Annotated in this window: 18 protein-coding genes; all 18 read left to right on the forward strand. The window is 48.8% G+C overall.

Annotated elements, in window-relative coordinates; all coding sequences use genetic code 11:
* Positions 1-149: 149 nt before the first annotated feature.
* The 18 genes from OCV88_RS06175 to OCV88_RS06260 all read left to right on the forward strand — a co-directional run bounded on the left by OCV88_RS06175 (position 150) and on the right by OCV88_RS06260 (position 23,311).
* The gene (locus OCV88_RS06175; protein ID WP_158424700.1) at positions 150-2,150 is read left to right on the forward strand and encodes a P-loop NTPase fold protein; all 2,001 of its coding nucleotides are present in this window, start codon (positions 150-152) and stop codon (positions 2,148-2,150) included.
* 510 nt (positions 2,151-2,660) lie between these two features.
* Positions 2,661-8,654 carry a SpaA isopeptide-forming pilin-related protein gene (locus OCV88_RS06180; RefSeq protein ID WP_158424701.1) on the forward strand — a complete coding sequence of 1,998 codons (5,994 nt, stop codon included), beginning with the start codon at positions 2,661-2,663 and terminating at the stop codon, positions 8,652-8,654.
* An 82-nt stretch (positions 8,655-8,736) separates the two neighbouring features.
* Positions 8,737-8,886, forward strand: a complete 150-nt coding sequence (locus tag OCV88_RS06185; RefSeq protein WP_262590828.1) for a hypothetical protein — start codon at positions 8,737-8,739, stop codon at positions 8,884-8,886.
* Positions 8,847-9,146 carry a hypothetical protein gene (locus tag OCV88_RS06190; RefSeq protein WP_262590830.1) on the forward strand — a complete coding sequence of 100 codons (300 nt, stop codon included), beginning with the start codon at positions 8,847-8,849 and terminating at the stop codon, positions 9,144-9,146. The genes OCV88_RS06185 and OCV88_RS06190 overlap by 40 nt, the downstream gene beginning before the upstream one ends.
* 6 nt (positions 9,147-9,152) lie before the next feature.
* Entirely contained in the window at positions 9,153-9,671 is a 519-nt protein-coding gene (locus OCV88_RS06195; protein ID WP_158424703.1) for a PcfB family protein, read from the forward strand.
* A gap of 137 nt (positions 9,672-9,808) precedes the next feature.
* Entirely contained in the window at positions 9,809-11,614 is a 1,806-nt protein-coding gene (locus OCV88_RS06200) for a VirD4-like conjugal transfer protein, CD1115 family (RefSeq protein WP_158424991.1), read from the forward strand.
* Positions 11,611-11,838, forward strand: coding sequence for a hypothetical protein (locus OCV88_RS06205; protein ID WP_158424704.1), 228 nt, complete (start codon positions 11,611-11,613; stop codon positions 11,836-11,838). Before OCV88_RS06200 ends, OCV88_RS06205 begins: the two co-directional genes overlap by 4 nt.
* Positions 11,839-11,933: 95 nt before the next feature.
* A complete protein-coding gene (locus tag OCV88_RS06210) occupies positions 11,934-12,146 on the forward strand; it encodes a hypothetical protein (protein WP_158424705.1) in 213 nt (70 codons plus the stop codon).
* A gap of 115 nt (positions 12,147-12,261) precedes the next feature.
* On the forward strand, positions 12,262-12,474 hold the full coding sequence (locus OCV88_RS06215) for a Maff2 family mobile element protein (protein ID WP_070088760.1): 213 nt from the start codon (positions 12,262-12,264) through the stop codon (positions 12,472-12,474).
* Positions 12,475-12,494: 20 nt separating this feature from the next.
* The gene (locus OCV88_RS06220; RefSeq protein WP_158424706.1) at positions 12,495-13,367 is read left to right on the forward strand and encodes a VirB6/TrbL-like conjugal transfer protein, CD1112 family; all 873 of its coding nucleotides are present in this window, start codon (positions 12,495-12,497) and stop codon (positions 13,365-13,367) included.
* A gap of 11 nt (positions 13,368-13,378) precedes the next feature.
* Positions 13,379-13,957, forward strand: coding sequence for an MT-A70 family methyltransferase (locus tag OCV88_RS06225; protein WP_158424707.1), 579 nt, complete (start codon positions 13,379-13,381; stop codon positions 13,955-13,957).
* Complete coding sequence (locus OCV88_RS06230) at positions 13,938-14,546, forward strand: MT-A70 family methyltransferase (RefSeq protein ID WP_158424708.1); 609 nt, start codon at positions 13,938-13,940, stop codon at positions 14,544-14,546. The genes OCV88_RS06225 and OCV88_RS06230 overlap by 20 nt, the downstream gene beginning before the upstream one ends.
* Before the next feature lie 21 nt (positions 14,547-14,567).
* Positions 14,568-14,957: a PrgI family protein gene (locus tag OCV88_RS06235; RefSeq protein WP_158424709.1), complete on the forward strand. Its 390-nt coding sequence runs from the start codon at positions 14,568-14,570 to the stop codon at positions 14,955-14,957.
* A 226-nt stretch (positions 14,958-15,183) separates the two neighbouring features.
* Positions 15,184-17,553: a VirB4-like conjugal transfer ATPase, CD1110 family gene (locus OCV88_RS06240; protein ID WP_262590990.1), complete on the forward strand. Its 2,370-nt coding sequence runs from the start codon at positions 15,184-15,186 to the stop codon at positions 17,551-17,553.
* A gap of 61 nt (positions 17,554-17,614) precedes the next feature.
* Positions 17,615-20,059: a C40 family peptidase gene (locus OCV88_RS06245; RefSeq protein WP_416795185.1), complete on the forward strand. Its 2,445-nt coding sequence runs from the start codon at positions 17,615-17,617 to the stop codon at positions 20,057-20,059.
* 17 nt (positions 20,060-20,076) lie between these two features.
* Positions 20,077-20,415 carry a DUF4315 family protein gene (locus tag OCV88_RS06250; RefSeq protein ID WP_158424712.1) on the forward strand — a complete coding sequence of 113 codons (339 nt, stop codon included), beginning with the start codon at positions 20,077-20,079 and terminating at the stop codon, positions 20,413-20,415.
* Positions 20,402-21,136: a CD1107 family mobile element protein gene (locus OCV88_RS06255; protein WP_158424713.1), complete on the forward strand. Its 735-nt coding sequence runs from the start codon at positions 20,402-20,404 to the stop codon at positions 21,134-21,136. Before OCV88_RS06250 ends, OCV88_RS06255 begins: the two co-directional genes overlap by 14 nt.
* Positions 21,137-21,226: 90 nt before the next feature.
* Entirely contained in the window at positions 21,227-23,311 is a 2,085-nt protein-coding gene (locus OCV88_RS06260; protein ID WP_158424714.1) for a type IA DNA topoisomerase, read from the forward strand.
* The last annotated feature ends 6 nt before the right edge of the window (positions 23,312-23,317 follow it).

Raw genomic sequence — 23,317 nt, forward strand, 5'->3', positions numbered from 1 at the left:
CCTGCCAGAATACAGCACAGCCACTTTACGACACGATGTCGCAAAGTGGCTGTTGCATTATAGAAAGTTCTTTGGATAAAATGGGAATGTAATTCTTGGTAAAGAATGTTAGAATTATTTTATCCTAAGACATAAGGGGGAATAATGGCATGGTAGATAGAATGAAAAATAGGAAATTAACGGATGATGATATTGTTAAGGAAATAATCAATTATGTTGATGAAACTTTATATAATTATGCAGTAATGATTGATGGCGAATGGGGATGTGGTAAAACATATTTTATTCAAAAGAGACTCTATAAAGAATTAGAGAAACATGAAAATAAACACGGACAGTCCGATCATGATTATCAACAAAGAAAAATTATCTATGTTTCTTTGTATGGAGTAAAATCCATAGAAGAAGTAACAAAGCAGTTGTTTATGGAAGCCCTTGTAGCAAAAGCAGGAAAAGGGAAAGGCATGATAAAAAAAGGAACTGAAGCAATTAGTTCAATGCTTCCGGTAATGTTTGACATTTTGAAAAATAAGGGAATAGAACTTGATGTTAATAATATAACTGAAGCAACGGAAAAATTGATTCCAATAAAAAATAGTATTTTAATTTTTGATGATTTAGAGCGATGTGATTGCCCGACAAATGAAATTTTAGGGTACATTAATTCGTTTGTGGAACATGAAAATATGAAAGTTATTATTGTTGCAAATCAAAAAGAAATAGGTAAAGGGGTAAGTTCTGCAAATCAAGAGTTGAAATATCTGGTGGCGGCTCATAATAATATCCTATTTGAAAAAAACCAAAAAAGTGAAGTGATAAATCAATATTCGAATTCGGAAAGGAAAAATGAAAATACAAGTCCTGTGGACATAGAGACAGTAAAAAATAGAGTTCAGAAACTATTCGTAGAGGATAATTTATATGACAAAGTAAAAGAAAAATTAATTGGAGTAACAATCTATTACCAGCCAGATTTGCAGACTGTTTTTAAAAAACTTATTACTTCAGCAAAATTGGATGATAACCTTAAAAAATACTTATATGATGATATAGCTTTTTTTGAAGAATATATGATAAATGAAGCACACGCTAACATAAGAACATTCCAGTTCTTTTTATCGAAAATAAATCAGTTATATAAAAAACTCATACAGTTAGAAGATAAGGGACGAGAGGCTTTCTTAAAATATATAGTTAAATATTCATTTAAAATAAGTGTTTCCTTCAAAAATGGAGATTATAAATACGAGTGGAAAGGCACAGAAGAATATGCCTTTAAAAGTATAGGAAGTATTGACATTTTGGGGAATCAATTATCGTTTCGATTTGTAGATGATTTTATTATTAAGAGTATATTAGAAGATGGACGCATAAAAGATATGTTTGAATTATTTGCAAACGAATATCTTAGAAAAAGTAGTCCAGAGAAAGAAGCATTTGCTGAACTAGATTCCCACTGGTATGAGCTAACAGATATAGTAATTGAGAAAAAAATAGATATAATTTTAAAAGGATTGGAAAATGATGCATATGATGTTAAGGACTATCCTCGAATCATTAATCGTTTCCTTGAATTGCAAGAGCATGGTTTCCCAGAGGATAATACAATAAAAATGATTGAAAATATGAAAATTAGCTTATCTAAGCTGTCTCGCTATATAGAAATTGATAATGGTTATGGAGTAATGTATGAGGGGGACAGAAGAAATAAATATCAGAGGATAGTAACAGATTTACAGAATGATATTGATCAAAAGTTTCAAAATAATTATTCAAATACATTAGATTCATACCTAACTATGAAAGAAGGATGGGGAGAAAAAATAGAAAACTATGTTTTTCATAACAAAAATGAAATTTGTTCATCTAGAGGTTTCCTCAGAGAATTAGATTTTGATATGTTATGTGAGCGAATTAAAGCAGCTACGTCAAAAGATTTGCAGGCATTTAGAAGTTGTATTATAAATTTATATACAAGAGGTATTTTAGGGGAGGCTTTAGAGGAAGAACGTATGCTATTACCTAAATTGAGACAATGTATAGAGAATATAAATACAGAAGGATTTGATAGAATCAAGAAAATGCAAATTAGTTTTTTGGTTAAAAACTTGAAAGATGGAGAAAAAGTATATTTTGCAAAACAAAGCTAAATTCCTCAACTTGAGGATATAATGAATTATGCTATATAGGCTCATGCGATTCAGCGTGGGTCTTTTTTTATGATTAATTTCTCAAATTTTAAATTTAAACCTATATTTTCCCCTCTGAAACCTCCTATTGGTGAGAGGGCGAAGTTCTAAGACACATTCTTTTATTTTCCCCTTTCGCTGAACCTTGAAAATTTCATTGCCTGTCCAGAATGATACCCGGTATTTGAGTGTGCATATCTGCGTGCCTTGCCGGAGAGAACGCTGCGGAAAGTGAACCGGAGCAGGAACGGGTCTGGAGAGAGAACAGGCGTAACGCTCAGAAATAAGTTTTCAGCCTGCCAGGTGCAGGCTGGATAACAGCAGATACCATGCGGGGAAGTCTTTTTTAGGCTTCTCCGTATTCATGTGCTGTTATCAGCGCAATTCCGGGAAAGGGGGGCAGGGAGCCATGAACAGATAAAACATATGGAACTGTATAGACAATGCAACGAAGAAAGAGAGGTTTAATTAATGAAAGGGAAAGGAAAACGACTGCTTTCCGGGTTACTTTCGCTGCTGACGATCCTGACTTCCGTGATCCAGCCGGTTATCACTTATGCCGCAGAGCCGGAACCCTCAGGGTATGAAGCACAGTACCCGGCCTTGGAGACTGTAAGGGAGTTCCTGGACACAGAGGAAGTAGTAACTGCAGAAGATTACGAAGTGGAAACCGGGAGCAACTTTGATGTGAAATCGGATTTTTCCGGCTTAGAGATCAATGATGAAAAAGTCCGGGTAACATTCCATGAAGCGAAAAACGAAGCCGGGCAGGATTTTGACGGGAACCATGTGGACACTTACAGGGCAGTGTACTTTGTAGAGCCTTTAAGCGGCCATCCGTCTTACCATATCTGCAGGAACATTATCGTAAAAGAGCCGGCGGTGGAGAGCCAGCCAGAGAGTTATTCCGATGGCAGCGGAACCGGTGAGGAGAGTACAGAATCGGAAAGTGAGGACGAAGATGCAGAACCACAGCCGCAGACAGAGACAGAGGCAGTGACAGGACTGCCGGAGGAGACAGAAATGCTGCCGGAGGAGGCTCTGGATGCGGCGTTAGAGGAAACAGAAGATCAAAAAACGGTAGATGAAGAAAGCGGCCTGACGCTTGGTGAAGTACTTCTTCAGGCAGAAGATCAGGGCATTGATATTCAGGAACTGGAAAAAGGCGAAAGCGTCAGCTTTACGGCACAGGCTCCCATGGCACGGGCAGCCAGAGCATCACAGTCTGTCACGATTACCCAGGGCAGTTATTACTATTATGCGGATTACGGACTTGGCTCTTATGTGACCGCTCCGTTTACCGTGTCCTTTGGGAATGTAACAGCAACGGCGTATTGTATCCAGCCGTCAAAACCGGGGCCGGGGAGCGGCACTTACCAGATCACAAAGCTGGAAGGGAACAGGGAGCTGGCAAAAACAATCTATTATGGAACAGAGGCATCCGGATCGGCATACTTCTTTAACCATTACCATACCGATTTCTCTGCAGGCAAGCGGTTTATCGTAACGCACCTGGCAGCTTCCTACGCCAATGGGAGCAGTGATGCCTTCTATGGAACCAACAGCATCGGGGAAGCTCTGGCAAAAGAACTTTACAATTATGCCGTGGGACAGCCGGATATTCCCGATGTGGAGATGTCTTTTTCCAATGCCAATGTGACCGCCTATGTAGACGGCGATCAACAGCGGACAGAGGAAATCACATTTCAGGCGGCCAGCCAGCAGACGATCACTCTGGATCTGCCGGATGGAGTAAAGCTCCATAATGTCAGCACCGGAATGACGAGTGCTGCAGGAGCAGCCGTGACAATCTCCGGCGGCACACGGTTCTATCTGACCGCACCGCTGACACAGACGAAAGACGTGTCCGGTTCCTGGTCGGCAAAGATGCAGGGAAGTATTACGAAAGATTACTCCGCCTATAAGATCACCACAGGAAGCGGGACACAGGATCTTGCCTTGGTGTTTGGCGAGGGTGTGGAGGATGAAAAGTATGTGAGCCTTTCCGTGAAATGGCTGGAGCTGGCGAAGGTGGAAGTCATTAAGGTGGATTCCAATCACTCGGACGCAAAGCTGGCCGGGGCTGTATTTGGCATTTACAGTGATAAAGACTGCACAAAGCTGATCACGCAGATGCCGGCAACGGATCTGAACGGTTCCTCCGTTGCAGAGATCATCAAGACACAGGATACGGTCTATCTGAAGGAGATTACAGCGCCCACGGGATACCGTCTGAACACTTCTTCCTATAACGTAAATCTGGTGGCAAACCAGACGACTTCGGTGACAGTTCCGGATCAGGAACAGCTTGGGGAACTGACGGTCTACAAAGAAGGGGAAGTGCTGGCCGGAGCGGATGTAACAAAAGATAGTGTTACCTTCCGCTACGAAAGCCACAGACAGGAAGGCGCTGTTTATAATGTCTATGCGGGAGCGGATATTGTAACGGCTTACGGTGCGAAAGTCTACAGTAAAGGTGATCTGGTGAAAGCGAACTTGAACACAGATTCCAATGGGACTGCAGTGCTGAAAAATCTCCATCTTGGGACTTACACCATTAAAGAAGTGCAGGCCCCGGAGAATTTTTATAACGCCGGGGAGGAAAAGAACGTTACGCTTACTTATGCCGGACAGAACGTGGAAACCGTATTCAGCGAGAGTACCTTCCATAATGACAGGCAGAAAGCGGAAGTTTCCGTGGTGAAAAAGGATAAGGACACCTTAAATCCCCTGGATGGCGGCGTGTTTGGCTTATATGCGGGAAGCGATATTAAAAACGCTGATGGAAGTGTTGTGGTATCGAAGGGAACGCTGATTGAAAAAGCGGTGACTGGAGAGGATGGAAAAGCCGTATTTACGGCAGACCTGCCGATCGGATTTTCCTATGATGTGAAAGAAATCCAGGCACCGGAAGGGTATGTGAGGAATCAGGCAGATGTATATTCCTTTACTTTCTATTATACCAATGACAGCGAAGCGAAGGTGACATTTACCCATACCTTTGTCAATGAGCGTGTGAACGCTGCGATCCGCCTGCAGAAAAAAGACGCAGAGACAAACCAGGCAATCCCCCAGGGAGACGCCACACTGGAAAATGCGGTGTATGGCCTGTATGCCCGTGAGGATATTGTCCATCCGGACGGGGCAACCGGCGTGATCTATAAAGCCGGTGACAGGGTGGCAACGCTGACCACGGATGAGAACGGGGAAGCGTCTGTAGAAAACCTTTATCTTGGGGAGTATTTTATCAAAGAGATCACGCCTCCGGTCGGGTATCTGGCGGATGAGAGTGAACATGACCTGGTGTGCAGTTATGAAGGAGATCTGACCGCAACGGTGGAGCGGGAGTGCATTTCACTGGAACAGGTAAAGAAGCAGCCCTTTGAGATCATCAAAGCGGCCAATAACGGGGAGACGGACGCTGATCTGCTTTCCGGCGCCGGATTTACGGCTTATCTGCAGTCAGACCTGACAGTAAAAGAAGATGGCAGTTATGATTTCGATTCCGCAGAACCGGTGGTGATCGGGGAGAACGGGGCAACAGAGATCTTTACGGATGAAAGAGGACATGCCTGCAGTATTGCGCTGCCTTATGGCACATACGTTGTCCGTGAGACAACCACGCCTCATAATTACAAGCCGGTGGACGATTTTATCGTGCGGATCACGGAGCATAGCCCCAACACGCCCCAGGTATGGAGGGTGCTTCTGGATGAAGAATTTGAAGCAAAGTTGAAAATTGTGAAACAGGATGATGAGACGAAAAAACCGGTGCTTCACAAAGGCACCGAGTTCCGGATCTATGACCTGGACAATCAAGAATACGTTGAGCAGGTAACAACGTACCCTACGACAACGGTTCACAAGACATTCTTTACCGATGAGGAAGGCTATCTGATCCTGCCCCAGAACTTAAAAATCGGCCATTACCGGATCGAGGAAGTGACAGCGCCTTACGGCTATACCCTCAATGAGAATTATTTTGAAATTGCGGTGGATTCCGATACCGCTTACCAGATCGACCCGGTGTCCGGGGACGTGGTGATTGAGGCGGTCTATGAGAACCATCCGGTAAAAGGGAAACTGAAAATCGTAAAGCAGGGCGAAGTGCTGGACGGTTTCAGCAAAGACTTTATCTATGAAATAGAAAACCTGGCAGGCGCAGTCTTTGAGGTATATGCGGCGGAGGACATTTATACCGCTGACTTCCAGAAGGACGCAGAGGGGAATCGTATCCTGGAATACGCTGCCGGCGAGTTAGTCGGAACGGTGACGACGGATGAAAACGGGGAGGCATATCTTTCGGATCTCCCGCTTGGAAGCTACAAGGTTGTGGAAGTTACCGCCCCGGAAGGCTTTGTGCTGAATGGGGAAGCGCAGACAGTGACTTTTGCTTATAAAGATCAGGAGACGCCTGTGATTGAGCAGGAAGCCGTTTTCCAGAATGAACGCCAGAAAGTGGAAGTGTCTGTGGTGAAAAAGGATGCCGAGACACAGGCAACCGTGGAAGGCGCAGTCTTTGGGCTGTATGCCAAAGAGGACATCCTGGCCCATGGCGAAGTGATCGTGAAAGCGGACACGCTGATCGGCAAGGCACTGTCAGATGAAAACGGGAAAGCGGTCTTTCTGAATGACCTGCCCTTTGGACGTTACTATATCAAGGAAGAAGCAGCTCCGGACGGGTATGTTTCTTCCGATAAAGTGATAGAAATAACTGCAGAGTATCAGGGACAGGAGATTCCCGTGGTGGAACTGGCCTCTGAATATGAAAATGAGCCGACAAAGATTTCTGTGAAAAAGACAGATCTCACAACCGGCGTGGAGCTGGTAGGCGCAAAGCTGACCGTACTGGATAAAGATGGGAATATTATAGACAGTTGGACTTCCGTAAAAGGGGAGGAACATCTGATCGAGCGCCTGACCGTGGGCGAGACGTACACGCTCCGGGAAGAACTGGCTCCTTACGGGTATCTGAAAGCGGAAGAGATCACATTTACCGTGGAGGATACCGCAGAAATCCAGAAGGTGGAAATGAAAGACGATGTGCCGACAGGAACGCTGATCATCAATAAGAAAGGCGAGTTCCTGGAGGATGTGACGCTGGCCGATACCATTGGCGGCTGGATCAGCCATCTTTTCGAGTATCTTACCGGCGCTCTGAAAGATGTAACCTTTGAAGTGTATGCCCTGGAGGATATTCATGCAGCGGACGGTGAGAGCGAGGATTATTACAAGAAGGACGAGCTGATCGCCACAATCACCACAGATGAGACAGGGATTGCGAAGCTGTCTGAACTTCCTCTTGGAAAATACTATGTGAAAGAAAAGGAGACTGCGGGAGGCTATGTACTGGACGGGGAGATCCGGGAGATTGACCTGAGCTATGTGGATCAGGACACGGCGGAAGTCACCTGGTCTGGAGACTGGCAGAATAACCGCCAGAAGGTGGAAGTCTCTGTTTTGAAGAAGGAGAAAGATTCTGACCGGGTGCTTCCTGGCGCTGTGTTAGCCCTTTCCGCAAAAGAGGACATTACCAATAAAGACGGGGATGTAATTCTGGAAGCGGGAACTGTGATCGAGGAAAAGGCAACCGGTGAGGATGGAAAGCTGACCTTTGAGGCGGATCTTCCTATTGGATTTTCCTATACCGTGAAAGAAACTTCCCCGGCTCCGGGATTTGCCACTACAGATGAGGTGCAGGAGTTTACCTTTACAGCGGAATCTTCTGAAAAAGCCACAGTTTCTTATGAATTTACTTTTGAGGATGAACCGACTGTCTTTGAATTTACCAAAACTTCCCTGACAGATGGAAAAGAAGTGGAGGGAGCGAAGCTGACGGTGACGGACGAAAAGGGTGAAGTTGTAGATGAATGGGTTTCCGGCAAAGAACCCCATATCATCAAGGAGCTGGTAGTCGGTCAGACCTATACCATGACGGAAGTGCTTCCGGCTCCGGGGTATGTGACCGCTGAGAGCATCCAGTTTACGGTGGAGGATACCGCTGAAGTCCAGAAAGTCGAGATGAAAGACGACGTGACAAAGGTGGAAATCTCTAAGACGGATATTGCCGGAGAGGAACTGCCTGGAGCGAAGCTCACCATCCTGGACGAGAATGGTGAGGTAGTAGAGAGCTGGACTTCCACGGAGGAGCCGCATTATGTTGAGATGCTTCCGATTGGGAAGTACACGCTCCATGAGGAATCCGCACCGGAGGGCTTTCTGATAGCAGAGGATTTGGCCTTTGAGGTAAAAGATACCGGGGAGATCCAGAAAGTTGTGATGAAGGATGAGGCGGAGCCGGAAGAGACACCGGAGACGCCGGACACACCGACAACCACGGTAGACGCACCGAAAACCGGGGATCACACGCCGATTGCGGCGCTTATGATCTCCTGTGGTCTGGGGCTTGTGGGAGCTATTGCTGCTGCTGTCTGGATGAAAGCAAGAAAAAAGAAACAGGATTGATAGGATAGGATTGGGCGTTTGTGGACAGCTATGGGCTTTCCATGAACGCCTTTTTTGATTTTGAAGAAAGAGGTGGATGAAAATGAAATGGCTGATTGCTGCAGGTGGGGTGCTTGTGTTCCTGCTCTTATTTGGACTGTACTGCTGCATTGTGGTCGGGGCGAGAGAGGACAGGTTCCTGGAAGAACTGGAATGGAAAGGCAGGCAGGATGGGGACGGGGAAAACGGATAGAGGAAACTATGCGCCGGACAAGCCAAAGGATTGCGCCTACTGTTATTTCTGGCACAGTCGGAAACGGAAATGCCGAAAGAAACGCTGCTACTATCTTTTGCCGGAGAAAAGTCAGGAGCGTCCCGGCGGGGAAAGTGGGAGCCGTGGAGATTGCAGCGTCTGTCCTTATGGGCGGCATTCCCCCTGTATCGGCTACTGCCTGCAGAAAATCCTTATGGAAATGCGGCTGCACCGGAAAGCACTGTGAAGAAAGAAGGTGATCCAGTATGCAGGATGAAGTTAACCAGAAGGTGGTGACGCTTTGTATTACCGGCGGGAAAATCTCTGCCCGGATACTGAAAAATGTCCTTGGGAAACTCCTGCGGAAGATGGAGCAGATGAAGCGGGAACAGAAGCAGGCTGCCAGGGCGTCCAGACAGCAGAAAGAACCGGCGGCGTATCACGGAAAACAGAGCATGGAAAAGCTGATGAAGCAGAACTGCCAGCTTACCAATATCGAAGTGACGGACGGGAATATCAAATCTTTTGAAAAATATGCCCGGAAGTACAACATTGATTTCAGCCTGAAAAAAGATACCTCCGTATCGCCGCCACGGTATTTTGTTTTCTTTAAGGCCAGAGACGTGGACATTATGACCGCCGCCTTTAAAGAATATACCGGGAAACAGCTTTCCAAAGGGAAGAAACCGTCCCTCAGAAAAAAGCTGTCGCTGGCAAAAGAACGTCTGGCAAAGCACCGGGAGCGGGAGAAAGGCCGCCAGAAGGAGCGTGGGCCGGAGCGTTGAGTAAGAAAAAAACTGTAAAACGAAAAAATGACATGGCACCGGATGAAACGCTCAGACAGTTCTTTGAAAAGGGTGGGAAAAAGCTGTTGGAGTCAGTCAAGGGTAAACTGTCAGCGGTGGATAGGAAACGTCTTATTATGCTGAACATTCCCTATGTGATCGTATTTTATCTCATAGACAAAGCGGCATGGCTGTACCGGTACTGTATGGGAGATTCTTTGATCGAAAAGCTGGGAGCGCTTTTCCTGAATTTTTCCCTGGCGTTCCAGAACGTCTTTCCTAGTTTCCATCCGCAGGATTTATGTATCGGGATTGCCGGCGCAGTCCTGGTAAAGCTGGCTGTATACCTGAAGGGGAAAAATGCGAAGAAATACCGGCAGGGCGTGGAGTATGGTTCTGCCCGGTGGGGAACGCCAAAAGATATAGCGCCCTTTATTGATCCGGTCTTTGAAAACAATATCCTGCTGACACAGACGGAGCGGCTCACAATGAACAGCCGCCCGAAGCTGCCAAAGTATGCCAGGAATAAAAACGTGATCGTGGTCGGCGGCTCCGGTTCCGGCAAGACGAGATTTTATGTGAAGCCACAACTTATGCAGATGACGCCGAATGTTTCCTATGTGGTTACGGATCCGAAAGGCACGATCCTGGTGGAGTGCGGGAAGATGCTGGAGCGGGGTTCCCCGAAGATGAAGGATGGGAAGCCCTTACGGGATAAAAATGGGAGGATTGTGTATGAGCCATATAAGATCAAGGTTCTGAACACCATCAATTTCAAGAAAAGTATGCATTACAACCCCTTCATGTATATCCGCAGCGAGAAGGATATTTTGAAGCTGGTAAATACGATCATTGCCAACACGAAAGGAGAGGGCGAGAAATCTTCAGAAGATTTCTGGGTGAAAGCCGAACGGCTTTTGTATTGTGCGCTGATCGGCTACATCTATTACGAAGCCCCGGAGGAAGAACAGAATTTCTCCACGCTTCTGGAACTGATCAATGCGTCCGAAGCCAGGGAGGATGATGAAGAATTTAAAAATGCCGTGGACGAGCTGTTTGAGGAACTGGAACGGGAAAAGCCGGAGCATTTCGCTGTGCGCCAGTATAAGAAATATAAGCTGGCGGCAGGAAAGACAGCAAAATCCATCCTTATTTCCTGCGGGGCCAGGCTTGCGCCTTTTGATATAGCGGAGCTTAGGGAACTGACAAGCTATGACGAGATGGAACTGGATATGCTGGGGGATCAGCGGACGGCCATGTTTGTTATCATCTCGGACACAGACGATACCTTTAACTTTATCGTGGCGATCATGTATACCCAGCTTTTCAATCTGCTCTGTGACCGGGCGGATGATGTGCATGGGGGAAGGCTCCCATACCATGTAAGGCTTTTGCTTGACGAGTTCGCTAATATCGGACAAATCCCAAAATTTGATAAGCTGATCGCAACCATCCGGAGCCGGGAAATCTCGGCTTCAATTATTCTGCAGTCCCAGAGCCAGCTAAAAACCATCTATAAAGACGCCGCAGAAACCATTCTGGGGAATTGTGACACCATGCTTTTCCTGGGTGGTAAAGAAGGCAGTACATTAAAAGAAATCTCAGAGACGCTGGGAAAAGAAACGATAGATCTTTATAACACCTCGGATACCCGTGGGCAGAGCCGTTCATATGGATTAAATTATCAGAAAACCGGCAAAGAACTGATGAGCCGGGATGAACTGGCGGTCATGGATGGCAACAAATGCATCCTGCAGCTTCGAGGGGTACGACCGTTTTTCAGCGATAAGTTCGATATTACCCGGCACAAAAGATATAAGCTGTTGTCGGACTATGATAAGAAAAATGCCTTTGATGTAGAGGCATATATGAAACACTCTCTGAAACTGCGGATGAAAGAGGAATTTGACCTTTTTGAGATAGAAGGGGATGAAAGTGAATGAATGATATTTTCAAGGAGATGCAGGCAAAGATCGGCTGCCGGAACATTTCAGATCTTCCTTATTATAAACGGGCGGTCTGGTATGAACTGCGCCGGATGCCTCTTGTGGGATATGGACAGGAACAGTTGGAGGACTTCGCCCGGTATGTGTTTGGGGTAAGATACTCCGTTTTAAAAGAAGTCATGGAACTGTTGGAGGCAGAGCCGGCCTTTGCGACACCATGACGCAAAGTTTGCGGCATCAGAACTTTACGACACGGTGTCGTAAAGTGACAGGAAAACCTTGCGACACGATGTCGCAAAGTTGGAAAGGGGAGTTTATGGATTTTTTTACAGAGGCGGTCAATGTTCTGGCAGATCTTGTCCGTGCGTTATCCTGTCCGGATTTTCCGGAAGAATGGCCGGAAATGTTTCCGGTGGAGGTAAGGGAAGCGGCTGTCTTGCCAGTGCGGATTAGACGCCTTTGGCCGCCGATCCGGGCGGAGCCGGGGAGCGGAAGGCAGGGACAGGGCATAATGAAACAACAAAAATAAAAGAGAAAGGATAAGGAAACCGGATTCTCGGAAGATTTGAGCGGCTATGGAAAGATGGCGGCTCTTTTTTGTCCCTGCAGATCAGCCGAAACGGAATCCGGTTTCCAGGTAGCATATGGCTTTTTTTAGCTCGGCAATTTCTATTTTACAGACGCTTGTGGTAGCCATCGGAGCCGGTCTTGCGGTCTGGGGCGTGATCAATCTGCTGGAAGGTTACGGAAACGATAATCCAGGTGCTAAATCACAGGGAATTAAGCAACTGATGGCCGGAGGTGGGGTTGTCCTGATCGGGACACAGTTAATCCCCTTACTTGGAGGGCTATTCTGAGGTAGAAGGGGGACTCATTTATGTTCGATGGCATTTTCGAGGCAATCGAGAACTGGATGAGGGATCTCCTGACCGGGATGGTCACGTCCAACCTGACAACCATGTTTACCGATGTCAATGAAAAGACCGGGGAGATTGCGTCCCAGGTTGGGCAGACGCCCCAGGCGTGGAACGGCAGCATTTTCAGCCTGATACAGAACCTGTCAAACTCGGTGATCATCCCTATTGCGGGGATGATTATCACGTTCGTGCTGTGCTATGAGCTGATTTCCATGCTGACGGAAAAGAACAACATGCACGAGATCGACACCTGGATGTTTTTTAAATATTTCTTCAAGATGTGGGTAGCGGTCTGGTTGGTTTCCAATACGTTTACAATCACTATGGCTGTCTTTGACGTGGGCCAGTATGTAGTCAATGCGGCGGGAGGCGTGATCAGTTCCGATACGGCGATCAACGTGGAATCCATGCTGGACGCTATGGAAACGGCGATGGAATCCATGAATATCGGGGAGCTGGTAGTGCTTGCCATGGAAAGTATGCTGGTGAGCCTGTGCATGAAGATTTTATCTGTCCTGATCACGGTCATTTTGTATGGACGTATGATTGAGATTTACCTTTATACCTCGGTTGCGCCGATTCCCTTTGCCACCCTTTCCAACCGGGAATGGGGGCAGGTGGGAAACAACTATTTCCGTGGGCTTTTAGCTCTCGGTTTTCAGGGATTTTTTATGATGGTGTGCGTCGGCATTTATGCGGTGCTGGTATCTACCATTGAAATCTCCGACAACATGCACTCAGCCCTTTTTGGTGTGGCAGCCTATACGGTCATTTTGTGTTTCAGCCTGATGAAAACGGCAAGTTTAAGCCGCTCGATTTTCAATGCGCATTAGGAGGAGGCAGGATGGAACAGAAGAAATACAGCATCATTTATGCCGACCCGCCGTGGCGGTATGAGATGAAAAAGGGGCAGGGAGTTGCGGAAAACCATTATTCTACCATGGGGATTGAGGAAATCTGCAGCTTGCCGGTGCAGGAAATCTGCGAAAAGGATTGTGTGCTGTTTTTGTGGGTGACATTTCCTCAATTACCGGAAGCGTTCAAAGTGATTAAAGCGTGGGGGTTCTGTTATAAGACAGTTGCCTTTGTCTGGATCAAGCAGAATAAATCCGGAAATGGCTATTTCTTTGGCCTGGGATACTGGACTCGCTCCAATGCGGAAATCTGCCTGTTGGCAGTAAAAGGAAAGCCGAAGAGAGTATCAAAAAAAGTATTCCAGCTTATTGTCAGCCCTCTGCAGGAACACAGCAGAAAACCGGCAGAAGCCAGGGAGCGCATCGTGGAACTGATGGGAGATCTGCCCCGGATAGAACTGTTCGCAAGGCAGCAATCCCCCGGATGGGATGTTTGGGGAAACGAAGTGAAAAGTTCCTTGGATATGGAACACGCTGGGAGGTGTAGCTGTGGAACAGAAGAAATATAACATTATCTATGCCGATCCTCCCTGGACATTCCGTGTATATTCCCCGAAGGGGAATGGCAGATCAGCAGTAAACCATTATCCAGTGATGGGATTACAAGAAATTAAGGCTCTGCCGGTGAGACAGATTGCGGACGAAAACTGCGCACTGTTTTTATGGGCCACATTTCCGAACCTACGGGAGTCTTTTGAGGTAATCGAAAGCTGGGGATTTACCTTTAAGACGGTGGCTTTCGTGTGGATCAAGCAAAACCGGAGGTCGGACAGCCTGTTTTGGGGTATGGGATACTGGACGCGTGCCAATGCGGAAATCTGTCTGCTTGCTACGAAAGGCGCTCCAAAGCGTCAGTCTGCAGGCGTCCACCAGGTGATTTTATCTCATATAGAGGAACACAGCAGAAAACCGGCAGAAGCCAGGGAACGCATCGTGGAACTGATGGGGGATATGCCACGGATCGAACTGTTCGCAAGGCAGCGCTCTCCCGGCTGGGATGTTTGGGGAAACGAAGTGAAAAGTTCCCTGGATATGGGAAAATTGCAGGAAAACAGAGGAAAGGAGCAGCCGGGGGATGGCGCAGCCTGCAGCGGATAACATCCTTTGGCGTGTAGATTTATGGCGTTTGTCAGCGTACCGAAAGACCTGACGAAAGTAAAAAATAAAGTAGTATTGAACTTGACAAAAAGACAGCTTATCTGTCTGTCAGCAGCGGCGGCCATCGGGCTGCCTTTTTATTTTCTCACACGGGAGTGGATCGGAACCACCAATGCCGCCACTGGCATGGTGCTTCTCATGCTTCCGGCATTCCTGTTTGCCATGTATGAGAAGGACGGGCTTCCCCTGGAGAAAATCTTATGGAATATCGTGACGGTAAAATTTTTGAAGCCTGCTGTCCGCAGGTACGAGGTGGAGAACTTTTATGAAATGGAGCCGCCGGAGGCTGTCCGGGGAGACAGGAAAGGAGGGGATCATCTTGGGAAGAAGAGAAGAAATCGCAGTCGATAAGCGGAGAAAGAGGAAGTACCGCAGGCTGTCCCGCTATGAGAAAAAAGCGAAGAAAGCAGCAAAAAAGAAGGCGGCGAAGGAGGAAAAGGCCAGGAAGAAAGCAGAAAAAAGAGAGAAGCGCAAGCCTGCGCAGCGGCAGAAAAGTGCATCCACAGAACGGGTTGTCCAGAGACAGGGTAAGCCCTATCCAGGGCAGGCTGTCCGCCAGAAAGCTGCAGTCAGTTCCATGAGCGGATCGCAAAGAAAAACGAAGAAAAAAGCGGAGGAGAAGCGCCTGTCAGCGCAGAAATCTATCCCCTACCGGGAAATGGCAAGAGATGGGATCTGCCGGGTGCAGGATAAGTATTATTCCAAAACCATCCGTTTTTATGACATTAACTATCAGTTGGCGCAGAATGAGGACAAGAACGCTATTTTTGAAAATTGGTGTGATTTCCTCAATTACTTTGACAGCAGTATCCATTTTCAGTTGTCCTTTATCAACCACCACAGCAACATGAAGGAATTTGAATCGGTAATCCAGATCAAGCCCCGGCATGACGTTTTTGATGATGTGCGGATGGAGTACGCACAGATGCTGAAAAACCAGCTTGCCAAAGGGAACAACGGCCTGGTGCGGACAAAGTATATCACCTTTGGGATTGAAGCCGAAAATATCCGGGAGGCAAAGCCGAAACTGGAGCGGATCGAGACGGACATCCTGAATAATTTTAAGGTACTGGGCGTGTCCGCCTATCCGTTGGATGGCCGGGAACGGCTGCAGATCATGTACGAGACGTTCAATCCGGAAGAGAAAGTGCCGTTTCAGTTTTCCTTTGACCAGGTGCTGCGCTCCGGTATGGGGACAAAGGACTTTATCGCTCCCACAAGTTTCCTGTTTAAGAATGGAAAGGACTTTATGATGGGGAATACCCTGGGAGCGGTGTCTTATCTGCAGATTCTGGCTCCTGAGCTGACTGACCGGATGCTTGCGGAGTTCCTGGACATGGACAGGAACCTGATCGTCAACCTGCATATCCAGTCTTTAGACCAGATGAAGGCGATCAAGCTGGTGAAAAGCAAGGTAACAGACATCAATCGGATGAAGATTGAGGAGCAGAAAAAAGCGGTGCGCTCCGGATATGATATGGACATCATTCCGTCAGACCTGAATACCTACGGCGGGGAGGCAAAGAGGCTCTTGGAAGATCTTCAGTCCAGAAACGAGCGGATGTTCCTTGTGACGATTGTATTTCTGAATACGGCAAAAACGAAGCAGGAATTAGATAATGCGGTGTTCCAGACAGCGGGTATTGCACAGAAATATAACTGTTCCCTGCGCCGTCTGGATTATATGCAGGAGCCGGGACTGATGAGCAGTCTTCCGCTTGGATTGAACCTGATCCCTATTAAGCGGGCGCTGACCACTACGTCTACGGCTATTTTTGTGCCTTTCACCACGCAGGAGCTGTTCATGGAAGGGGAATCTCTCTACTATGGGCTGAACGCCCTTTCCAACAACATGATCATGGTAGACCGGAAAAAGCTGAAGAACCCAAATGGTTTGATTTTGGGAACACCCGGTTCCGGAAAATCTTTCTCTGCAAAGAGGGAGATCACCAACGCTTTTTTTGTTACCCAGGATGACATCATTATCGGAGATCCGGAGGGGGAATACTATCCCCTTGTCAATGCCCTGGGCGGCCAGGTGATCCATATTTCGCCCACAAGCCATGACTATATCAATCCCATGGACATCAACCTGGATTATTCTGATGACGATAACCCGCTGGGATTTAAGAGTGATTTTATTTTGTCCCTTTGCGAGCTGATCATGGGGAGCCGGAACGGAATTGAAGCGGAGGAAAAGTCGGTCATTGACCGATGCCTGCCGTTGGTGTATCAGCAATACTTTGAAGCGCCGGTGCCGGAAAATATGCCTGTCCTGGGGGATCTGTATGAGTGCCTGCGCCGGCAGAAGGAAGTCCAGGCACAGCGGATCGCCACGGCATTGGAGATCTACGTCAACGGCTCCTTAAAAGTATTTAACCACCGCACCAACGTGGAGCTAAACAATCGGATTGTGTGCTTTGATATTAAAGACCTGGGAAAACAGCTTAAAAAGCTGGGGATGCTGATTGTCCAGGATCAGGTATGGAACCGTGTGACGGTGAACCGGGCGGCCCATAAGTCTACCCGGTACTATATTGACGAGTTCCACCTTCTCTTAAAAGAGGAGCAGACAGCGGCGTATTCCGTGGAAATCTGGAAGCGTTTCCGTAAATGGGGCGGTATCCCAACAGGAATTACACAGAACATTAAAGACCTGCTGGCCAGCCGGGAGATCGAGAACATCTTTGAAAACTCGGACTTTATCTATATGCTTAACCAGGCGTCAGGAGACAGGCAGATTCTGGCGAAACAGCTCAATATTTCTCCCCATCAGCTATCCTATGTGACCAACAGCGGGGAAGGGGAGGGGCTAATCTTTTATGGCAGTACCATTATCCCGTTTAAGGATAAGTTTGATAAATCCCTGCGCCTGTATTCTCTGATGACAACCAAAGTATCTGACCTGGAGGAACAGGAGGAGCGGAAGAAAAACGGCAGCGCATGAAATAGGGAGAAGGTGAAGAATATTGCAGGAATATAAAGCCAGGGATAAAACTGTCCGCAAGATGAGCCGGGACGGGCTGACGGAGGAAAACCTGCACAGCGGCGAGACTGTCCGTGTCAGCCACCGGGAGCGGGAGGAGCGGATACTGCCGAAGCAGGCAGAGGACATTCCCTTTTCCCCGGCAGAGAAAGCACCGGAGCAGACAGCAGAGGGCAGGAAGCGCAGGCAGAAGTTAATGGATCAGCCGGAGACGGGGCAAGGGGAGGCTTCTCCCCATGCCGTCGGCATGGAAACCGCAGGGACAGATGGTTTAGGTGGAACTGATCCGGCGATCCGCCCTGGTTCCATGACAGGAAATACGGCAGAATCGGGACAGGCGGAGCCTGCCGGAGAGGAAAATCCGGCATCTGCCGCCCATAGCAGTATCCGGGAACAGTCCTTCCGCTCCGGAAACATCCGGGGGCACCCGTCCGATACGTCAGCGTTGCTGGAATCTGTGTCAGAGGTTTCCCACCTGCGGAAGAAAAAGATGGTGCAGGAGTACGCCCGAAAAGGGCAGGGGAAGCCGGAGGATGCTGCCACCATAGAGGACTTCCGGGAGGAGATCAAAGGGAAAACCAAACGGGAGCAGATCCAGAAAGAGCAGAAAAAGGCGGGGCGGTTATCTTTTGATAAAGAAAACGGCATGGTGCGTGGGGCCGGTATGGGGATTTCAAAGAAGGCAGTTTCAGCGGCGGCAGGTTCCGCCGCTGTTTACGTCCATGGCAAAACCCATGAAGCGGAGCAGGAAAACGCTGCCGTGGAGGGAACACACCGGGCAGAGCTGATGGCGGAAAGCGCCCTCCGGTACGCCATGCACCGGACAAGCCGTGGCCTGCATAAGAGAAATGCACGTCTGAAAGAGTCGGTTTCCCCAGAGGAAGGAAAAGGCCGTTTTTTCTATGGGACAGCACAGGAAGCCGGGGAGAAAGCCGCCAGCAAGGCGGCACGAGACGCAGACCAGGCAAAAAAGGGAATCCTGCAAAAGTTCTGGCAGAAGCGCCAGTATAAGAAGGCGTATCAGGCGGCAAAAAAAGGAGGAAAAACGGCGGCAGGGACGGCAAAAGCCACACAGACTATGGCTTCCAAAGCAAGGGGTGTAGTTTCTGCTGTTCTCGGAAGAACTAAGGGGATCATTGCCATAGTAGTAGCGGTGGGATTGTTCTTCGTAATGATCGCTTCCCTTCTGGCAAGCTGCGGCGCTTCTATTCAGGGCGGGGCGGCATCTACCATTGTCAGCACGACCTATGCCAGTACGGACGAGGATATTTATGCGGTGGAGGATGCGTATTTGGAACTGGAAGAGGCATTAAATGAGCAGATTAACAGCATGGAGAGCCGGCATCCCGGCTATGACGAGTACCGTTATCAGATTGACGAGATTTCTCACAATCCGTATCACCTGATCTCTTATTTTTCCGCAAAGTACGGGGAATTTACCTATGAACAGGTGAAGGATGAGATCGAGGAAATCTTTCAGCGCCAGTACAGTATTACTACGGAAAGCACACGGGAGACAGTGACAGAGACAAAGATGGTGCGGGTGGGGGAATCTTTGGGGCAGGTCGTAACCAGCGGGTACTGCAGTTGTTCCATCTGCTGCGGCCAGTGGGCCGGCGGCCCTACGGCAAGCGGCGTTTATCCTACGGCTAACCATACCATTGCTGTGGATGCCAGCAATCCCTTTGTGCCGATTGGAACGAAAGTCATTATGAACGGCGTGGAGTATGTGGTGGAAGATACAGGAGCCTTTGCCCGGTACGGGGTACAGTTTGATGTGTATTACAGCGACCATGCCGCCGCATCCGCCCACGGACACCAGACCTGGGAAGCCTATCTTGCGGATGACAATGGCAGCCAGGAAGTAGAAGTGACGACCACACAGGAAGTGAACCGGCTGGACGTGACGCTGACCAACCACGGGCTGGACGCCGTACTGCGGGAATTGATGGACGAGAACGAGGAAGGGCGTTATGACCTTTATAACGGTACATACGGGAACCGGGATTATCTGTTTGATACGGAAACCCTTCCGGGAGGCGGCGGTGATTTTGGCTATGAGATCCCGGCGGAAGCTCTGACAGACCAGAAATTCGCTAACATGATCCGTGAAGCGGAGAAATACCTGGGGTATCCCTATGTGTGGGGTGGCAGTTCCCCGTCTACCAGCTTTGACTGTTCCGGGTTTGTAAGCTGGGTGATCAATAACTGCGGGAACGGCTGGAACATCGGCAGGCAGACTACAGACGGACTGATGGGATACTGTTCCGAAGTTTCCCCGGCAGAAGCAAAACCGGGAGACCTGATCTTCTTCCAGGGGACTTACGATACGCCGGGAGCCAGCCATGTAGGGATTTATGTGGGGGACAACATGATGATCCACTGTGGAAATCCCATCCAGTATACAAGCATTGCGTCCTCTTACTGGCAGGAGCATTTCCTGGCGTTTGGACGGATTCATGGATAAGAGAGAAGGTGAGCGATATGAACCGGAAACTGCACCGGGTTCTGGACGAGATCCGGAGAACGGAAAAGAAGATTGCCGAGTGGCAGGAACATTTAAAACAACTGAAACTTCTGGCGGAACAGTTGGAAAACCAGGAGATTGTAAAAACCATCCGGTCTATGAAGCTGGACAGCCACCGGATGTTAGAGCTTTTGGAGGGGATTCAGGAGGGGACAGTTTCCATTTCCCTCCCGGCAGAAGAACCGGAGACAGGAACTGCAGACGGGGAAAACAGTACAGGGCCGGATAGCCATCCGGAAGAAATGGCGCAGAAAACAGCGCCGGAAAGAGAGGTTAAAGACGATGAGGAAACTTAAAAAATGGCTTATGGTGTTTGCAATGGCGGCGGGAGTACTTTCCTCCACCGCTATGACTGCCTTTGCCTATACCGGGGATGTGGAACAGGAAGGGACAGCGGCAGAGGAAACAGCACAGGGAAGCACGGAGACGGTGATTCCGGAACAGGCGGCAGATTCCGGACAGACGGAAGGGAATGCCCAGTCAGGAACCCAGGCAGCCGGGGAGGGGATGCCTTTTTCCATTCCGGGAAACGGGGAGGTGCTGGACGATAAACAGGAGGATGGGACAAAGGAGTTCCTGACCATCCAGACGAAAAACGGCAATACCTTTTTCCTGGTGTTAGACCGTTCCAGTAATACAGAGAATGTGTATATGCTCTCCATGGTAGACGAGAATGACCTGGCGGAGTTTATGGATGAGACGCAGACGGAGGAGACGCCCCAGGTAGTGATTCCGGAGACGGAAGTGCCGGCAGAAACCGGGACGGAGAGTGAAACCGGATCGGAAACAGTACAGCCAGAAGAGGATGGCGGCATGAACACCGGGGCGCTCCTGGCGATTGGACTTCTGGCGGCAGGCGGGATCGGAGCCGGCTATTATTTTAAGGTCGTGAAGCCGAAGAAAGAGGAAGCCCAGGAGGAAGGCGAGGACTTGGAGTTCTATGACGGCGGCGCTTACGTCAATGAAGATCCTGAAGAAAAAGAAGAAACAGCAGACGAAGAAGAGAAAGAAGCATAAGCGCAGTCAAAGTAAGAAGAAAAAGGAACGGGGCAGCCGGGAAGCCGGCTGCTTTCTTTTATACAGGCGCAAAGCCGGAAAGGAGTATGGATGTATTTAGTGTTAGGGGAAAAACCCAGTGTGGCTTTAGGATATGCGAAAGTGCTGGGGGCGAAGAAACGGCAGGACGGCTATCTGGAGGGAAATGGATGGCTGGTAAGCTGGTGCCTGGGGCATCTGGCGGAGTATGTGCTGCCGGAGGAATATGATGAGAAATACCGGAAGTGGGAGTTTAACGATCTCCCGATCCTGCCGGAAGAATGGCGGCTGGCTGTGGCGAAAGATAAAAAGGCGCAATTTGCTGTGTTAAAAAAACTGCTGAACCGGAAAGATGTGGATTATGTGGTCAACGGCTGTGACGCCGGACGGGAGGGAGAGCTGATCTTTGGCCGTGTCTATGAATTGTCCGGGAGCCGTCTCCCCGTCAAGCGGATCTGGATCAGTTCGATGGAAGATACGGCGATCCGGGAAGGATTTGACCACCTGAAAGATGGCGCAGAATACCAGAATCTCTATGAAGCGGCTGTCTGCAGGGCGAAAGCGGACTGGCTGATCGGGATGAACGCTACCAGGGCGTTTACCACAAAATATTTTAAACGGCTGGTGGTGGGGCGGGTACAGACGCCTACTTTGGCTATGCTGGTGGAGCGGGGAGGACAGATCGCACATTTCCAGAAAGAAAAATACTATAACCTGCATTTAGACTGTGACGGATTGGAGGTTGTCAAAGAAAAGCTGTTTGACGCCGGGGAAGCAAAACGGATAAAAGAAGCCTGTGAGGGCGGAACAGCTACCGTGGAATCCTGCGTATCAACGGAAAAGGCTGTCTCACCGCCGAAGCTGTATGACCTGACCACACTCCAGAGGGAAAGCAACCGTTACTTTGGATACACGGCAAAAGAGACATTGGACTTTACCCAGAGCCTTTATGAGAAAAAGCTGGTAACCTATCCACGGACAGACAGCCAGTATCTGACAGAGGACATGGAGCAGACTGCAGGGCAGGCGATTGCAATGGCGTGTGAGAAATATGGCTTCTCCCAGGTATATCCACCGGAACCGGATGTAAAGCGCACCATGGATAACAGCAAAGTCTCGGATCACCATGCGATCATCCCTACGGCAGAGCTAAAGGGCTATGACCTTCAGGAGCTGTCCAAAGGGGAGCAGGACATCCTGCGGCTGATCGGCGTCCGACTTCTCTGTGCCGGAGCGCACAAGCACGTCTATCAGGAAACGGAGATCACCGTGTCCTGTGCCGGAGAAATGTTCCAGGCAAAAGGGAAAGCCGTTCTGGAAATGGGCTGGAAAGCAGTAGAAGCAGCGTTTCGTGAACGTTTAGGCGCAAAAAGCCGGAAGGACGGGGAGGAGCGAACCATTCCCGCCGTGACAGAGGGGCAGACTTTCCATCCGGTCATGGCCAGTATATCGGAGCATTTTACAACGCCGCCGAAGCCATACAGTGAGGACACCCTGCTATCCGCCATGGAGACCGCCGGCAATCAGGCATTTGACGAGGAGACAGAGAAAAAAGGTCTTGGCACACCAGCGACTAGGGCGTCCATTATTGAAAAGCTGGTATCTTCCGGCTATGCGGAGAGAAAAGGGAAACAGATCGTGGCAACAAAGGATGGGGCGGATCTGATCTCTGTGCTGCCGGAGTACCTGCGGTCAGCAGCCATGACTGCTGAATGGGAGAATCGGCTGCTTCGGATGGAGAAAGGGAAAATTGGAAGCGCAGAATTTCTGGACGGCATTGTAGAGCTGATTGACCGGATGCTGTTGGAGTGCGGGGAACTGTCCGTGGAGGAGCAGAACCGCTTTTATCCCAGGGAGCAGATCGGCGTCTGTCCGGTCTGCGGCAGTCCGGTCTATGAGAGTAAGCGGAATTTTTTCTGCGGGAGGCGGGAGTGTTCCTTTGCTCTCTGGAAAGAGAACCGGTATCTGTCCGGGATGAGGAAAGTTATTGATAAAAAAATGGCGGCAGAGCTTTTAAAAGACGGGCGGACATATGTGCCGGATCTGTATTCCCAGAAAAAAGGGAGAAACTTTGCGGCCTATCTCTGCATGGATACGGAAGATGGAAAAGCCAGTTTCCGGCTGGAGTTCCCGAAAAAGAAAGGAAAGAAAAAATAACGCAGG

Source organism: Brotonthovivens ammoniilytica (assembly GCF_025566885.1).
Classification (GTDB): Bacteria; Bacillota; Clostridia; order Lachnospirales; family Lachnospiraceae; genus Brotonthovivens; species Brotonthovivens ammoniilytica.

What these genes read in the sequence shown, in the direction of transcription:
- OCV88_RS06195 (WP_158424703.1), top strand. Translation starts at nt 9,153, where the DNA reads ATGCAGGATGAAGTTAACCAGAAGGTGGTGACGCTTTGTATTACCGGC.
- OCV88_RS06240 (WP_262590990.1), top strand. Translation starts at nt 15,184, where the DNA reads ATGAGCGGATCGCAAAGAAAAACGAAGAAAAAAGCGGAGGAGAAGCGC.
- OCV88_RS06235 (WP_158424709.1), top strand. Translation starts at nt 14,568, where the DNA reads ATGGCGTTTGTCAGCGTACCGAAAGACCTGACGAAAGTAAAAAATAAA.
- OCV88_RS06220 (WP_158424706.1), top strand. Translation starts at nt 12,495, where the DNA reads ATGTTCGATGGCATTTTCGAGGCAATCGAGAACTGGATGAGGGATCTC.
- OCV88_RS06175 (WP_158424700.1), top strand. Translation starts at nt 150, where the DNA reads ATGGTAGATAGAATGAAAAATAGGAAATTAACGGATGATGATATTGTT.
- OCV88_RS06255 (WP_158424713.1), top strand. Translation starts at nt 20,402, where the DNA reads ATGAGGAAACTTAAAAAATGGCTTATGGTGTTTGCAATGGCGGCGGGA.
- OCV88_RS06210 (WP_158424705.1), top strand. Translation starts at nt 11,934, where the DNA reads ATGGATTTTTTTACAGAGGCGGTCAATGTTCTGGCAGATCTTGTCCGT.
- OCV88_RS06190 (WP_262590830.1), top strand. Translation starts at nt 8,847, where the DNA reads ATGGAAAGGCAGGCAGGATGGGGACGGGGAAAACGGATAGAGGAAACT.
- OCV88_RS06215 (WP_070088760.1), top strand. Translation starts at nt 12,262, where the DNA reads ATGGCTTTTTTTAGCTCGGCAATTTCTATTTTACAGACGCTTGTGGTA.
- OCV88_RS06180 (WP_158424701.1), top strand. Translation starts at nt 2,661, where the DNA reads ATGAAAGGGAAAGGAAAACGACTGCTTTCCGGGTTACTTTCGCTGCTG.
- OCV88_RS06245 (WP_416795185.1), top strand. Translation starts at nt 17,615, where the DNA reads ATGAGCCGGGACGGGCTGACGGAGGAAAACCTGCACAGCGGCGAGACT.
- OCV88_RS06250 (WP_158424712.1), top strand. Translation starts at nt 20,077, where the DNA reads ATGAACCGGAAACTGCACCGGGTTCTGGACGAGATCCGGAGAACGGAA.
- OCV88_RS06205 (WP_158424704.1), top strand. Translation starts at nt 11,611, where the DNA reads ATGAATGATATTTTCAAGGAGATGCAGGCAAAGATCGGCTGCCGGAAC.
- OCV88_RS06200 (WP_158424991.1), top strand. Translation starts at nt 9,809, where the DNA reads ATGCTGAACATTCCCTATGTGATCGTATTTTATCTCATAGACAAAGCG.
- OCV88_RS06260 (WP_158424714.1), top strand. Translation starts at nt 21,227, where the DNA reads ATGTATTTAGTGTTAGGGGAAAAACCCAGTGTGGCTTTAGGATATGCG.
- OCV88_RS06185 (WP_262590828.1), top strand. Translation starts at nt 8,737, where the DNA reads ATGAAATGGCTGATTGCTGCAGGTGGGGTGCTTGTGTTCCTGCTCTTA.
- OCV88_RS06225 (WP_158424707.1), top strand. Translation starts at nt 13,379, where the DNA reads ATGGAACAGAAGAAATACAGCATCATTTATGCCGACCCGCCGTGGCGG.